The sequence below is a fragment of the Solwaraspora sp. WMMD1047 genome, assembly GCF_029626155.1.
Classification (GTDB): domain Bacteria; phylum Actinomycetota; class Actinomycetes; order Mycobacteriales; family Micromonosporaceae; genus WMMD1047.
The window spans coordinates 3723073-3737296 of the sequence record NZ_JARUBL010000001.1; the positions used below are offsets into that span (position 1 = coordinate 3723073).

General features: G+C 70.8%; 11 protein-coding genes and 2 pseudogenes. 11 read left to right on the forward strand and 2 right to left on the reverse strand.

Annotated features, from left to right (window positions below; genetic code table 11):
- Positions 1 to 12 precede the first annotated feature (12 nt).
- Positions 13 to 1740: a 5'-nucleotidase C-terminal domain-containing protein gene (locus O7627_RS16885; protein ID WP_278094478.1), complete on the reverse strand. Its 1728-nt coding sequence runs from the start codon at positions 1738 to 1740 to the stop codon at positions 13 to 15.
- 186 nt (positions 1741 to 1926) lie between these two features.
- On the opposite strand from O7627_RS16885, the gene sthA reads away from it, so the two are divergent.
- The 3 genes and pseudogenes from sthA to O7627_RS16900 all read left to right on the forward strand — a co-directional run.
- Positions 1927 to 3330 carry a Si-specific NAD(P)(+) transhydrogenase gene (gene sthA, locus O7627_RS16890; RefSeq protein ID WP_278094479.1) on the forward strand — a complete coding sequence of 468 codons (1404 nt, stop codon included), beginning with the start codon at positions 1927 to 1929 and terminating at the stop codon, positions 3328 to 3330.
- Between the two features lie 321 nt (positions 3331 to 3651).
- Entirely contained in the window at positions 3652 to 4260 is a 609-nt protein-coding gene (locus tag O7627_RS16895) for a hypothetical protein (protein WP_278098301.1), read from the forward strand.
- Positions 4261 to 4445: 185 nt separating this feature from the next.
- A pseudogene (locus O7627_RS16900) lies at positions 4446 to 4625 on the forward strand (PhzF family phenazine biosynthesis protein); the annotation flags it as partial.
- Positions 4626 to 4705: 80 nt separating this feature from the next.
- On the opposite strand, the gene tnpA reads toward O7627_RS16900, so the two are convergent.
- Complete coding sequence (tnpA, locus tag O7627_RS16905; RefSeq protein ID WP_278094480.1) at positions 4706 to 5122, reverse strand: IS200/IS605 family transposase; 417 nt, start codon at positions 5120 to 5122, stop codon at positions 4706 to 4708.
- A 16-nt stretch (positions 5123 to 5138) separates the two neighbouring features.
- Here tnpA and O7627_RS16910 point away from each other — a divergent pair, with 16 nt between their 5' ends.
- From O7627_RS16910 to O7627_RS16945, 8 genes and pseudogenes are all read left to right on the forward strand, one after another.
- A complete protein-coding gene (locus O7627_RS16910; RefSeq protein ID WP_278094481.1) occupies positions 5139 to 6380 on the forward strand; it encodes a transposase in 1242 nt (413 codons plus the stop codon).
- A gap of 17 nt (positions 6381 to 6397) precedes the next feature.
- Positions 6398 to 7057, forward strand: a pseudogene (locus O7627_RS16915) (PhzF family phenazine biosynthesis isomerase); the annotation flags it as partial.
- A gap of 152 nt (positions 7058 to 7209) precedes the next feature.
- Positions 7210 to 7935: a hypothetical protein gene (locus O7627_RS16920; RefSeq protein ID WP_278094482.1), complete on the forward strand. Its 726-nt coding sequence runs from the start codon at positions 7210 to 7212 to the stop codon at positions 7933 to 7935.
- A gap of 122 nt (positions 7936 to 8057) precedes the next feature.
- A complete protein-coding gene (locus tag O7627_RS16925; protein WP_278094483.1) occupies positions 8058 to 9257 on the forward strand; it encodes a M20 family metallopeptidase in 1200 nt (399 codons plus the stop codon).
- 140 nt (positions 9258 to 9397) lie between these two features.
- A complete protein-coding gene (locus O7627_RS16930) occupies positions 9398 to 10702 on the forward strand; it encodes an extracellular solute-binding protein (RefSeq protein ID WP_278094484.1) in 1305 nt (434 codons plus the stop codon).
- A 24-nt stretch (positions 10703 to 10726) separates the two neighbouring features.
- A complete protein-coding gene (locus O7627_RS16935; protein WP_278094485.1) occupies positions 10727 to 11371 on the forward strand; it encodes a class I SAM-dependent methyltransferase in 645 nt (214 codons plus the stop codon).
- Between the two features lie 307 nt (positions 11372 to 11678).
- Entirely contained in the window at positions 11679 to 12290 is a 612-nt protein-coding gene (locus tag O7627_RS16940; RefSeq protein WP_278094486.1) for a hypothetical protein, read from the forward strand.
- A 145-nt stretch (positions 12291 to 12435) separates the two neighbouring features.
- Positions 12436 to 14205, forward strand: coding sequence for a thiamine pyrophosphate-dependent enzyme (locus O7627_RS16945; protein ID WP_278094487.1), 1770 nt, complete (start codon positions 12436 to 12438; stop codon positions 14203 to 14205).
- Positions 14206 to 14224 lie beyond the last annotated feature (19 nt).

The following is a 14224-nucleotide window of genomic DNA, read 5'->3' on the forward strand; positions in this document are numbered from 1 at the left end:
TGCCGGGCCGGTTCAGAAGACCGGCACCCCGGCGCGGACCAGCCGCCAGTTCTGCCGGTAGAAGTCGGCCGGGTCGATCTTGCCGCGGCGCTGCGCCCAGTCGATCAGCAGCTGCCGGATCTCCCGGTGGTCGTGGTGGATCGCCGGCCGGACCACGGCCGGGAAGTTGCCGCCGCCGGCCCGCCGGTAGCTGTTCACGGCCACCACGAACCGGTCGGTCGCAACGACCGGCTGGTCCGTACCGGCGTGGGTCAGCCGGGTGATCCGGTCCCCGACCGGCCGGCTGATGTCGATGTCGTAGTCGACGCCGGACATGATGTCGTAGTTGTGGTCCGGCACCCGCGGGTCGCTGATCCGGGCCGGGTCGACCGGCTCCTGCGGCGCGAACCGCCGGAAGTAGCGGGCGGACCGCTCCAGGTGGGCGGCCACCTCCCGACCGTCGAGCAGCACCGCCTCCAGGGTGTTGTCGAAGATGTAGAGCCCGGCGACGTCCTTGATCCGTACGTCGCCGGCCGGAAAGACCGCGGTGCGCCGGAACGGCGGCGTCACCGACAGCACCGGCAGGCCGCCGTACGCGGTGCCGGCCAGCGCCGTGCGGACCGCGTCGGCCTGCACCTCGTTGACGTAGCTCAGGATCGGCGTGTCCCGGTACCGCGACTCGGCCGCCGACATCTCCACCACCGACGTGGCGACCACCCGGTTGACGTAGTCGACGGTCCTGGCGTGTTGGGGGCGTACCGCCGCCAACACCGCCGGGTCCTCGGCGACGGTGTTGGTGTTCAGCAGCGCGGAGCGGGCGCCCGCCACCCGCCAGCCGGTGCCGTCGGTCACCAGGGACAGGTCGATCCGGGCCAGCCGCTGACCCCAGTACGACGGCTCGCAGAGCAGCACCCGGTCACCGGTCACCCGGTTGGTGACGAACCGCTGCGGCACCTCCTGGTGCGCGTGCCCGAACAGGATCGCGTCGATGCCGGGCACCTGCTCGGCGATGAACGCGGTCGGATTCTCGTTCGGCATCTCGGGTCCGTAGCTGGACGCGCCGCTGTCGCCACCGTGCGCACTGACCAGCACGACGTGCGCGCCGGCCGCGCGGATCACCGGCACCCACCGGTGTGCGCAGGCGACCATGTCCTCGAACCGCAGCCGGCCCTCGACCACCGCCCGGTCCCAGATGGCGGTGCCCGGATTGGTCAGACCGAGGATGCCGACCACCAGCTCCGGCAGGCCCGGTCCGGGCGCGAACCGCGTCATCTGGTACGGCTGGTAGGCCGGCTCGCCGCTGTCGTGGTGGACGGCGTTGGCGGCCAGGGCCGGGCAGTCGAGTTGCCGGATCCAGTGCTCCAGCAGGGGCAGCCCGTAGTTGAACTCGTGATTGCCCAGCACCACCGCGTCGTAGCCGATGAGGTTCATCGCCCGGGCGACCGGGTGGGTCTGCCCGGTGCTGGTGATCGGCTCCTGCCTGGCGTAGTACGTCGTGAGTGGAGTGCCCTGGATGGTGTCGCCCGCGTCCAGGACCAGGGTGGGCCGGTCGCCTCGTTCGGCGCGGACCCGGTGGATGAGGGTGGCCAGCTTGGCCAGCCCGACGTCGTTGCCCGCCGGGTCGTCGTACTCGGCGTCGCGGTAGTAGTCCCAGTTGTAGACGAAGCCGTGGGTGTCGGTGCTGCCCAGCACCGTCAGGTCGTGGACCGGGGAGCCGGATCCGGGAAGGGCGGGACGCGGTGGGACGGAGGAAGAGGTCATCGCGCACCTTCCCGGACTTGGCCGGGAACGCCCCGTTTACACCGCCCGCACTGACGAACGGGTAGCGGTCCCCGCCGGTGGCCTCATTGCATCACGTCCGGCCGTCGGCCCGGTACCGGCACCCGGGTCGGAAGCTCGAACCTTTCATGTTGCGCGTTGGTAACCCGATGCTGCGAGACTGGGCGGGTGCATGACTACGACCTCCTCATCATCGGTTCGGGTCCCGGCGGCCAACGGGCCGCCTTCGCGGCGGCGAAGCTCGGTCGGCGGGTCGCCGTCGTCGAGCGCGCGAACATGGTCGGCGGGGTCTGCATCAACACGGGGACGATTCCCTCGAAGACGCTGCGGGAGGCCGTCCTCTACCTCACCGGGATGAACCAGCGGGAGATGTACGGCCAGAGCTACCGGCTCAAGGACGACATCACGGTGGCCGATCTCGCCGACCGGACGCAGCACGTGATCGGCCGCGAGGTGGACGTGATCCGCAGCCAGTTCGCCCGCAACCGGGTGAAGCTGCTGACCGGTACCGGCCGGTTCGACGACCCGCACACCGTGGTCGTCACCGACGCCGGCGGGCACGAGTCGAAGGTGACCGCTGACAAGATCGTGATCGCGGTCGGCACCCGCCCGGCCCGGCCCGGCAGCGTCGACTTCGACGAGAAGACGATCATCGACTCGGACGGCATCCTCAGCCTGGAGCGGGTTCCGCGCTCGATGGTGGTGGTCGGCGCGGGCGTCATCGGCATCGAGTACGCCTCGATGTTCGCGGCCCTGGGCACCAAAGTGACGGTGGTGGAGCGGCGCGACCGGATGCTCGAGTTCTGCGACCTGGAGATCGTCGAGGCACTGAAATACCACCTGCGTGACCTGGCGGTGACGTTCCGGTTCGGCGAGGCGGTGGCGTCGGTGGAGCGGCACGCCCGGGGCGCGATCGCGGTGCTGGCCAGCGGGAAGCGGATCGCCGCCGACACCGTCATGTACTCGGCGGGTCGGCAGGGCCTCGGCGGCGCGCTGGACCTGGAGCGGGCCGGGCTGAGCGCGGACGAGCGGGGCCGGATCAAGGTGGATGACCGGTTCCGGACCGCGGTTCCGCACATCTACGCGGTCGGCGACGTGATCGGCTTTCCGGCCCTGGCGTCGACGTCGATGGAGCAGGGACGGCTGGCCGCGTACGACGCCTGCGGTGAACCGGTGCGGGCGATGCCGGAGAACCAGCCGATCGGCATCTACACGATCCCCGAGATCAGCTTCGTCGGCCGGACCGAGGACGAGCTCACCGAGGCCAGCATCCCGTTCGAGGTCGGCATCTCCCGCTACCGGGAGCTGGCCCGGGGCCAGATCATCGGCGACTCCTACGGCATGCTGAAGCTGCTCGTCTCGCCGGAGACCAAGCAGCTCCTCGGCGTCCACATCTTCGGCACCGGCGCCACCGAACTGGTGCATATCGGTCAGGCCGTGATGGGCTGCGGCGGCGGGGTGGACTACCTGGTCGACGCGGTCTTCAACTTCCCGACGCTGGCGGTCGCGTATAAGGTCGCGGCCCTCGACGCGGTGAACAAGATGCGCCAGGTCGCCCAGCTCCACGACTGATCGGCTCCCGACCGACGGGCTCGGCTGGCCGGCCCCGGCCGGCTGGTCGCTTGCACGCCGCGTCCCGTCCGGCGCGAATGTCCGGATTTCGGCTCATGATCGACTTAGTGGCGGTCCGTTTTGCCGGAATCTGGGATGGGGTCGGGGCGTTACACCCGGCGTACGACCGCAGGACCGTGGCCCCGCCCTCGCGGGCTGGTGGCTGGCCCGGTCGTGCGTCCCCCTTAAGTCGTGTGCCGCCTTCCTGGTGCGCGCCGGCATCTTTCGTGTCCTCCCCCGGACGCGTGGGTGCTGACCCCCGATCGGAAGGACTTGATCTTCATGAACACGAACATCTTCGAGAACAGCAAGGTCCGTAAGGTTGCGCTGGGTGTTGCTGGTCTGGCGTTCGTCGGTGGCGTGACCGCCGGCCCGGCTGTGACGGCCGCGCTGGATGAGGGTGCCCGTTCGATGGCGCCGGTCGCCGCGGTGGCCGCGGACAAGCCGGACACCGCGAAGCTGATCCCGAACGGTGTGCAGGGTGCTCAGCAGTCTGTCGAGTGGAATGACGAGCAGGTTGGTAACGCGAAGGCCATCATCGAGGGCACCAAGGCCAACGGGATGGACGAGCGGGCTGCCGTGATCGCGGTTGCTACCGCGATGCAGGAGTCGACGTTGAACAACTTCGGTCACCTGGGTGACCGTAACGACCATGACTCGCAGGGCCTGTTCCAGCAGCGCCCGAGTTCGGGTTGGGGTTCGGTGGAGCAGATCACCGATCCTGAGTACGCCACGACCGCGTTCCTGAAGGCGCTCAAGCAGGTCGACGGCTGGGAGCAGATGCCGCTGACCGCCGCCGCGCAGACCGTGCAGGTGTCGGCGTTCCCGGACCACTACGCCAAGTGGGAGCAGGCGGCAGCCGACCTGGTCGCCGAACACTGGAACAGCTAAGAAGACCACGGAAAGGGGCTGGCTCTCCGGAGCCGGCCCCTTTTCTGGATGCACGAGGTGAACAACAGGTACCCTACGGCGCGGTTTTAGGGTAACTGAGGTTCACCTCGTGGTCGACTGCGGAGGGCGCCACCGGTGCGGAAGTGGCCCTCGGGGTGCGGAGGTTCGGGTTCTACCCTCGGTGCGTGGAAATCCTTCGGTACAGCGCCTTCAGCGACGATCCGGCCGGCGGCAATCCGGCGGGGGTGGTGCTGGCGGCGGGCGGCCTCGAGGAGGCGGAGATGCTCCGGTTGGCGGCCGAGGTCGGTTACTCGGAGACGGCCTTTCTCGCCGCCCTGGGCGACAACCGGTTCCAGGTCCGCTACCGGGATGCGGGCCAGTGCTCCGGCCTTCAGGCCGGGGGTGAAGGCCCGGGCTGGGAGGGCGGCTAGGCCCGAGCAGTGCCTTAACCGGGACGGTTCTGCTGCTCGATGTACTGCTTGATGACGCTCAGCGGTGCGCCGCCGACAGACCCGGCAAAGTACGAGCCGGACCAGAGCTTGTTGGCCCGGTAGTAGTGGCGCACCAGGTCGGGGAATTCCTGCCTCAAGCGGCGCGAGGAGACCCCCTTGAGGCTGTTGACCAGCCTGGCCACGGCGACCTTGGGCGGGAAGTTGACCAGCAGGTGGACGTGGTTGTTCTCGCCGTTGAACTCGACCAGTTCGGCTTCGAAGTCGGCGCACACGTCTCGCATGATCGCCTCCATCCGGGTCAAGTGTCGGTCGGCGAACACCTTGTGCCGGAACTTCGTCACGAAAACCAAGTGGACATGCATCGCGAAAATGCAGTGCCTGCCGGTGCGGACGCCTTGAAGTTCGACCATAAACCAACATGATACAGTGCTGATCGTGCAGCTCCGTTACAACTACCGGATCACCCCGGACGCCGCCCAGCGCACCGCGCTGGCGCAGGCGTTCGGGTGTGCCCGGGTGGTTTTCAACGACGGACTCAGGCTGCGTCAGCAGGCCCGCGAGGCGGGCGAGAAGTACATCTCCGACGGCGACCTGTCGAAGTTGGTCATCACAGCGGCCAAGGCCAGCGAGGACCGGGCCTGGCTGGGCGAGGTGTCGGCCGTGGTGTTGCAGCAGGCCCTCGCCGATCTGAACACCGCGTACCGCAACTTCTTCAACTCGCTGTCCGGCAAACGCCGGGGCCGCAAGGTGGCCCCGCCCCGGTACCGGTCCCGCAAGGACAACCGGCAGGCGATCCGGTTCACGAACAACTCCCGGTTCAAGGTCTGCGACAACGGCCGCCTGCGGCTGCCGAAGATCGGCGACATTCCGGTGCGCTGGTCGCGCAGCCTGCCGTCGGATCCCACCTCGGTCACCGTGATCAAGGACACAGCAGGCCGGTACTTCGCCTCGTTCGTCGTGCGGATCGGCGAGGACGAGACGCTGCCGCCGGTCGACTCCGAGATCGGCATCGATCTGGGCCTGACCCACTTCGCGGTCATGTCCGACGGGACGAAGGTGACCGCACCGAAGTTCCTGCGCCGCGCGGCCCGCAAGCTCAAGCGGTTGCAGCAGGCCCTCTCACGCAAGCAGAAGGGCAGCAACCGCCGCGAGAAAGCCGTGATCGAGGTGGCCCGCGCTCACGCGCGGGTAGCCGACACCCGGCGGGACTGGCAGCACAAACTGACCACGGCGATCATCCGCGAGAACCAAGCGGTGTACGTCGAGGACCTGTGCGTGGTCGGTCTCGGCCGGACCCGGCTCGCGAAGTCCGTGCACGACGCGGGCTGGGCCAGTTTCACCGGCATGCTGGAGTACAAGGCCGCGCGGTACGGGCGCGCGTTCGCCCGGGTGGACCGGTTCTTCCCGTCCACCCGGATGTGCTGCGACTGCGGCCGGATCACCGACCAGATGGCGCTGAACGTCCGGGAGTGGGACTGCCCGTGCGGCAGTCACCACGACCGGGACATCAACGCCGCCATCAACATCAAGGCCGCCGGGCAGGCGGACTTCAACGACCGTGGAGCGCACGTAAGACCGGGACTCGTCCCGGCGGCGCGCAAGGAAGCGGTAACCCACCCAGACGCCGCGTGTTCCACGCGCAGCGTGGAGGGAATCTCCGTCCTTTAGGGCGGAGAGGATGTCAATTCAGCCCGCTGGCGGTGCCGTTCTGCGGGCACGCGACAATCGCCTCCGCCGTCGCCTACGCCGAACGGCACGGCGCCGGCCAGCTGACGTTCGAGACGAAGGCGGGCACCATCGAGGTTGCCACCGAGACCGCGCCGGACGGCGCGAGCACCGCCACGCTGGTCAGTGTCACCCCGCGTACCCGGGAGATCTCGGCCACGGACCTGGCCGCGCTGCTCGCCGCCCTGGGCTGGACGGCGGCCGAGCTGGACCCGGCCCTGCCGCCGAGGGTCGCGTACGCCGGGGCCTGGCATCCGGTGCTGGCGGCCGCGACCCGGCGGCGTCTGGCGGAGCTGGACTACGACTTCGCGGCGCTCGGCGCGCTGATGGCCCGGCACGACTGGACCACCGTCCAGCTGGTGTGGCGTGAGTCCGCCGCGGTGTTCCACGTCCGCAACCCGTTCCCGCCCGGTGGGGTGGTCGAGGACCCCGCCACCGGCGCGGCGGCCGCGGCGCTCGGCGGCTACCTGCGGGAGCTGGGCCTGGTCGATCCGCCGGCCACCGTTGCGCTGCGGCAGGGCGAGGAGATGGGCAGACCGAGCCGGCTCCTGGTCGGCATCGGCCCGGGTCGTGAGACGGGGATCACCGTCACCGGCGCGGCGGTGCGGATGACCGCCTGACGCGACCGGCGCCGAACACTAGATTTCCGGCATCTACGGAATGTCCGATAGGCCGGCTAGGTTATGCCTTCCGTGCGCCCGAGCAGGACCTCCTGCCGGGCGCGCCGCGCTCCGCCCCCGGAGCGTGCCCCCCGCAACGGAAGGCGACCATCGTGAAGACCACCCTCTTCAGTCGATGGCTTCCCGCCATCGCGAAGGACACCGGACGAACCACCGCGGCCGTCGTGCTGCTGGGCCTCGTGATCGGGGCACCGGCGGCGGTGGACGCCGCCCAGGAGTCGGCCCAGCCCGGTGCCGGTCCGACGGCGACCGCGCCGGCCGACCCCGCCGAAAAGCGCACCGCCGAGCAGTCGGCGTCGCGGTCGGCGGCCGACCGGACCGACCCGGACACCGAGCGGCCGGAGGCGGAGCAGCCCCGCGCCGCGGAGAAGCCCAGCATGGAAGCCCTGATCCCGCACGGCACCCAGGGGCCGCAGCAGGTGGTCGACTGGAACGACCAGCAGGTCGCGAACGCCGAGGCGATCGTCGACACCACCAAGAAGCTCGGCTTCGACGAGCGGGCCGCGGTGGTGGCGGTGGCCACCGCGATGCAGGAGTCCACGCTCAACAACTTCGGCCACCTGGGCGCCCGCAACGACCACGACTCGCAGGGCCTGTTCCAGCAACGCCCCTCCTCTGGCTGGGGCTCGCCCGCCCAGATCACCGACCCCGAGTACGCGACCACCGCGTTCCTGCGGGCACTGGAGCGGGTCGACGGCTGGCGGCAGATGCCGCTGACCGGCGCGGCGCAGACCGTGCAGGTGTCGGCGTACCCGTACCACTACGCCAAGTGGGAGCAGGAGGCCGCCGAGCTGGTCCAGGAACTCTGGACCCGCTGACCGTCTGCAGCATTGAACTGGCCGGGCCCGCAACGGGGCCCGGCCAGTTCCGACGGCCCTGGGCCGGTCGGACCAACGCCCGGCCGCCCGGCCCGGGGCCGTGGCTGAACTACGATCGCCGGATGAGTCTGCGGGCCGAGGCGGGGGCGATCCAGGGCGAGTTGGCGGCGCTGCGGCGGGAGCTGCACCAGATCCCGGAGACCGGGCTGCACCTGCCACGCACCCAGGAACGGGTGCTGGCCGCGCTCGCCGGGCTGCCGCTGGAGGTGACAACCGGTGCCGGGCTCTCGTCGGTGACGGCGGTGCTGCGGGGCGGCCGCCCCGGGCCGGTGGTGCTGCTGCGCGGTGACATGGACGCGCTGCCGATCGTCGAGCGCACCGGCCTGGAGTTCACCTCCCGGCACGCGGGAGTGATGCACGCCTGCGGGCACGACCTGCACACCGCCGGCCTGGTCGGCGCGGCGCGGCTGCTGTCGGCCCGCCGCGCGGAGCTGCCCGGCGACGTGGTCTTCATGTTCCAGCCCGGCGAGGAGGGCTACAACGGCGCCGGCCACATGATCGACGAGGGCGTGCTCACCGCCGCCGGCCGGCCGGTGGACGCCGCGTACGGGCTGCACGTGCTCTCCTCGATGGTGCCGCGCGGGGTGTTCGCGTCCCGGCCGGGGCCGCTGATGGCGGCCTCCGCCGGCCTGTTCGTGCGGGTCGTCGGCGCCGGCGGGCACGGCTCGCGACCGCACACCGCGTTGGACCCGGTGCCGGCCGCGTGCGAGATGGTGACCGCGCTGCAGACCATGATCGGGCGCCGGTTCGACCCGTTCGAGCCGGTGGTCATCACGGTCGGGGTGTTCCAGGCCGGGACCCGGCGCAACGTCATCCCCGACGACGCGACCTTCGAGGCGACGGTGCGCACCTTCTCCACCGCCGTCAGCGACCGGGTCCGGGTCCGGGCCACCGAACTCTGCGAGGGCATCGCCGCCGCGTACGGCCTGCGGGTCGAGGTGCGCTACGAAACCGAGTACCCGGCGACGGTGAACCACGCGGCCGACCACGAGTTCGTGGCCGCCACCGTCGAGGAGGTCTTCGGCGCGGACCGGTTCCAGGAGATGCCGCACCCGATGACCGGCTCAGAGGATTTCTCCCGGGTGCTCGATCGGGTGCCGGGTGCGTACTTCTTCCTCGGCGCCTGCGTCGGCGACGACCCGGACACCGCGCCGCCCAACCATTCGCCGCTGGCCGCGTTCGACGATGGGGTGCTCGCCGACGGCGCCGCCCTGCTGGCCGAACTCGCCGTCCGCCGGCTGGCGGCGGGAACGGTCGCCTGACCGGCGATTCCGCCCGATTTGCGGAAAAACAGATTGTTTCTGGCTTTTCTACTATCCTCTCCGGAGAGAAGTATCCATTTGCTGTAGTCGCTGCCGGTCGCTGGATTCGCCACCGGTCGGCGGCGTGATGCGAGGATGTCATGTCCCGGCCGCCCATGAAGATGGCCTCCGAAACAATCCGCCCGGTGCTGCTCGCCGTCACGGCGTTGCTGGCGACCGCGGCCTGCGACCTACCCGGCCGAACCGTCGCCGGCGCCGCGAACATCCGTACCGTCGAGGTGTCCACGCTGCGGACCGCGCCACCCGGCGCCGTCACCTGGTGCACCGGGCGGGACACCGTGGGGGCCTTCCAGACCCTTGTGGACTCGTACAACACCACCGAGGCGGCCGCCGGGCACCGGCTCGAACTGCGCGAGTTCCCCGGGGCCGCCGACCTGTGGCACGACCGGCTCGTCGACCGGCTGCGGTCCAGGTCGGCCGAGTGCGACCTGATCGGGGCGGACATCACCTGGGTGGCCGAGCTCGCCGCCAACCGCTGGGTCTACGACCTCGGTCCCTACCTGGCCGGCCGCCGGGAGGGTTATCTGCCGACGACGCTGGCCGGCGGGCACTACGACGGCCGCGACTGGGCGGTGCCCTTCGTCGCCGACATCGGGTTGCTCTACTACCGCACCGATCAGGTCCCGGTGCGACCACAGAGCTGGCAACAGGTGTACGCCGAGGCGGCGCGCACCGGCGGCATCGTCTACCAGGGCTCCCCGGGCGAGGGCCTGACCACCAACTTCCTGGAGATCGCGTACGCCAGCGGCGGCCGGATCCTCTCCGACGACGGCCGTCGGGTGCTTGTCGACTCCCGGGAGAACCTCGCCGCCCTGCGCCTGCTGACAAACGGAATCCGGGACGGGGCGGCGCCCCGGGCCGTGCAGACCTACACCCAGGATCCGGCCCGCCGCGCGTTCGAAGCCGGCCGGGCCACCTTCCACCGCGACTGGGCATCCGCCTGGGCCTCGGTCCGCGGCGCGCCGGCGATCGGCGCGAACGTGGACGCCATCGCGTTGCCGGCGTTCGACGGTGGCGGACGTGGGGGAGTGCTGGGCGGAATGAGCCTGCTGCTGCCGGCGTACTCGGACAACCCGGCTGGCGGGCTGCGGGCGCTGGACTGGCTGACCTCGGAGCAGGGGCAGCGGCTCGCCGCCGGGCGCGGACTGACCCCGACCCTGGCCGCGCTCTACGACGAACCCCTGGTCCGTGAGGCGTTGCCCCACCACCAGGCGCTGCGCCGGGGGATCGAGCAGGCCAGTGTGCCCCCGATCACGCCCGCCTACCGGGAGCTGTCCGAAGTGGTCTCGGTGAACATCAGCAACGCGCTGACCGGACGGGCCAGCCCAGCCGAGGCGCTGGCCGAGGCGGAGCAACAGCTCAACCAGGTGCTGCGGCGTACCTGAGCGTCGCCTATCGTGGCGACCATCATGGTGGATCGCGACTGGCTGGACTGGCACCGGGCGTATGACGCCCCGGACTCGGTGTTGTCGCGCCGGCTGGCGGTGGTGTCCGACCGGGTCCGGGACGCGTTGGACGCGTTGCCGCCCGGCCCGCTGCGGGTGGTGAGCCTCTGCGCCGGACAGGGACGTGACCTGATCGGCGTCCTGCGGACGCACCCGCGGCGTGCCGATGTCACCGCGCGCCTGGTGGAGCTGGATCCGCGTAACGCGGCGGCGGCGCGTGCACTGGCCGACGCGGCCGGGCTGGACCGCGTCGAGGTACGGGTCGGCGACGCGGCCCTCATCGATCACTACGCCGACCTGGCGCCAGCCGATCTCGTACTGGTGTGCGGGGTGTTCGGCAACATCAGCGAGGCGGACATCGAGCGGACCATCGGACACTGCGCCGCACTGACCGCGGCTGGCGGTTTCCTGGTCTGGACCCGCCACCGCGAGCCACCCGACCTGGTGCCGACGGTCTGCGGCTGGTTCGACCGGCACGGCTTCGCGCTGCGCTGGCTCTCCGACCCGGCCGAGGACTTCGGGGTCGGCCTACACCGGCGGACCCGCGAGCCGGCACCGTTGACCCCCGGTGCCCACATGTTCACCTTCGACCGCGCCTACAGCGGCTGACCCTCCGGCTGGGCCCGCCCGAGGGCCATCCTGGCGCCAGGATCGACGCATCGCGCGGGGTGTGTCCGGATCTCGGGTCATGATCGACTTGGTGGCGGTCCGTTTTGCCGGAATCTGGGATGGGCCGGCGGCGTTACATCCGGCGTACGACCGCAGGACCACGCCCCGCCCGCAGGGCTGGCTGGTGTCGGCGCCCGGTCGTGCGTACCCCAAGTCGCGCTCCGCCTTCCTGGAGCGCGCCGGCACGTTCTGGCCGCGCCCCCCGCGCGCCGCGTGCCGTACCCCCGATCGGAAGGACTTGATCTTCATGAACACCACGACCTTCTACCAGAACAGCAAGGTCCGCAAGGCCGCTCTCGGGATCGCGGGCGTGGCGTTCGTCGGTGGCGTGACCGCCGGCCCGGCCATCACCGCCTCCCTGGACGACACCGCCCGCACCTCGGCGCCGGTCACCTCGGCCGCCGTCGAGAAGCCGTCGACCCGGACCCTGATCCCGCACGGCACCCAGGGTGCCCAGCAGGACGTGGCCTGGACCGACGAGCAGCAGGCCAACGCCAAGGCGATCATCGAGGCCACCAAGGCCAACGGCCTGGACGAGCGGGCCGCCGTGATCGCGGTGGCGACCGCAATGCAGGAGTCGACGCTCACCAACTTCGGTCACCTCGGTGACCGCAACGACCACGACTCGCAGGGCCTGTTCCAGCAGCGTCCGTCGTCGGGTTGGGGCACGGTCGAGCAGATCACCGACCCCGAGTACGCAACCACCGCGTTCCTCAAGGCGCTCAAGCAGGTCGATGGCTGGGAAGAGCTGCCGCTGACCGAGGCCGCCCAGACGGTGCAGGTCTCGGCGTTCCCCGACCACTACGCCAAGTGGGAGCAGGACGCGGCCGAGCTGGTGCAGGAGCACTGGAACAGCTGAGCGGTCGCCTTACCGGTGTGGGCCGGGTCCCCGGACGTTCGGGGACCCGGCCCACACCGCGTCTGGTGGTTTGCCGGCGGACCGAGCGGGTAGCCGCCGGCAGCCGAAGCGCCGCCCGCCCACCCGACCCAGCCGAGGAGTCGTCATGCCGGAGATCGTCGGAGAGAGCCTGGCCAGGCGGCTGGTCGACTGGGGCGTCGACACCGTGTTCGGGCTGCCGGGCGACGGCGTCAACGGACTGATGGAGGGCTTCCGCCGGGAGCGCGAACGGCTGCGGTTCGTGCTGGTCCACCACGAGGAGGCGGCCGCGTTCATGGCCACCGGCTACGCGAAGGCCACCGGCCGGCTCGGCGTCTGCGTCGCCACCTCCGGCCCCGGCGCGATCCACCTGCTCAACGGCCTCTACGACGCCAAGCTCGACCACGTACCCGTGCTGGCCATCACCGGCATGCAGGAGACCTCGGTGCTCGGCTCCCGCTACCAGCAGGAGGTCCACACCGACCTGCTCTTCCAGGACGTCGCCGGGTACAACCTGATGGTCGCCAACCCGCAGCAGATGCCGGGCGTGCTGGACATCGCGATCCGCCACGCGTACGCCCAGCGGACCGTGGCGCACCTGACCTTCCCCAACGACATCCAGGTCGCCCCGGTGGCGCAGAACCCGTACCGCAACGTCACGCCCGGGGCGCCGCCGAGGAGCAGCACCGTGCTGTCCCGCCCGGCGCTGCCCCCGGCGGAGGAGGACGTGGTGCAGGCCGCCGAGGTGCTGCGGGCCGGACGCAAGGTCGCGATGCTGGTCGGGGTCGGCGCCCGCGACGCCCGCGACGAGGTCCTCGCCGTCGCCGAGGCACTGGCCAGTCCGATCGTGAAGACCCTGCCCGGCAAGATGGTGGTACCCGACGACCACCCGCTGACCACCGGTGGGCTCGGCCTGCTCGGCACGAAGCCCAGCGAGGAGCTGATGGCCGAGTGCGACACCCTGCTGATGGTCGGCACCTGCTTCCCCTACGGGTCCTACCTGCCGTCGCCGGGGCAGGCCCGGGTGGTGCAGATCGACATCGACCCGAGCCTGATCGGGCTGCGGCTGCCGGTCGACGTGGCGGTGACCGGCGACGCGCGGTCGACGCTGCGGGCGCTGCTGCCCCGGCTGGGTCCGTGGCGTACCGACCGGTCGTTCCTGACCGCGTGCCAACGTGGCAGCGAACGGTGGCGGGCGGAGATGGCGTCGCTGCAGGACCCGCGCCGCGATCCGGTAGCCCCGCAGTACCTGATCGGCTGCGTGGACGACCTGGCCGCCGACGACGCGATCCTGACCTGCGACTCCGGCACCATCTCGACCTGGGCGGCCCGGCACTGGACGATCCGTGGGGACCGGGAGTTCTACCTCTCCGGCACCCTGGCCAGCATGGCGCCGGGTCTGCCCTACGCGATCGCCATGCAGCACGCGTACCCGGACCGGCAGGTGATCGCCTACGTCGGCGACGGCGGCTTCGCGATGCTGATGGCCGAGTTCCTCACCGCCGCCCGGCACGAGCTGCCGATCAAGGTGATCATCAACAACAACAACTCGTACGGCCAGATCCTCTGGGAGCAGATCATCCTGGGCTATCCCGAGTACGCCGTCCGGCATCAGCAGCCGACGGCCGACTTCGCCGCCTGGGCGACGGCCTGCGGCGGGTACGGCGCCAAGGTGACCCGCGCCGGCGACCTGGCCGGTGCGGTGCGGGCCGCGCTGGCGTACCCCGGTCCGGCGCTCGTCGACTGCGACGTCAACCCGAACGAGCCGCCGATGCCCGGCAAGGTCCACTACGAGCAGGCCAAGCACTTCACCGAGGCGTACCTGCGCGGCCAGCCGCACAAGGCGGCGACGATGGCCACCGTGGTCCGCGACCAGATCAACAAGCTCCGGTCGTGACCGTGCCGACCGTCGCCCA

Coding starts and splice junctions, on each gene's coding strand:
- O7627_RS16885 (WP_278094478.1), bottom strand. CDS start 1,740: ATGACCTCTTCCTCCGTCCCACCGCGTCCCGCCCTTCCCGGATCCGGC.
- O7627_RS16895 (WP_278098301.1), top strand. CDS start 3,652: ATGAACACGAACATCTTCGAGAACAGCAAGGTCCGTAAGGTTGCGCTG.
- tnpA (WP_278094480.1), bottom strand. CDS start 5,122: ATGGTCGAACTTCAAGGCGTCCGCACCGGCAGGCACTGCATTTTCGCG.
- O7627_RS16925 (WP_278094483.1), top strand. CDS start 8,058: ATGAGTCTGCGGGCCGAGGCGGGGGCGATCCAGGGCGAGTTGGCGGCG.
- O7627_RS16930 (WP_278094484.1), top strand. CDS start 9,398: ATGTCCCGGCCGCCCATGAAGATGGCCTCCGAAACAATCCGCCCGGTG.
- O7627_RS16935 (WP_278094485.1), top strand. CDS start 10,727: ATGGTGGATCGCGACTGGCTGGACTGGCACCGGGCGTATGACGCCCCG.
- O7627_RS16940 (WP_278094486.1), top strand. CDS start 11,679: ATGAACACCACGACCTTCTACCAGAACAGCAAGGTCCGCAAGGCCGCT.
- O7627_RS16945 (WP_278094487.1), top strand. CDS start 12,436: ATGCCGGAGATCGTCGGAGAGAGCCTGGCCAGGCGGCTGGTCGACTGG.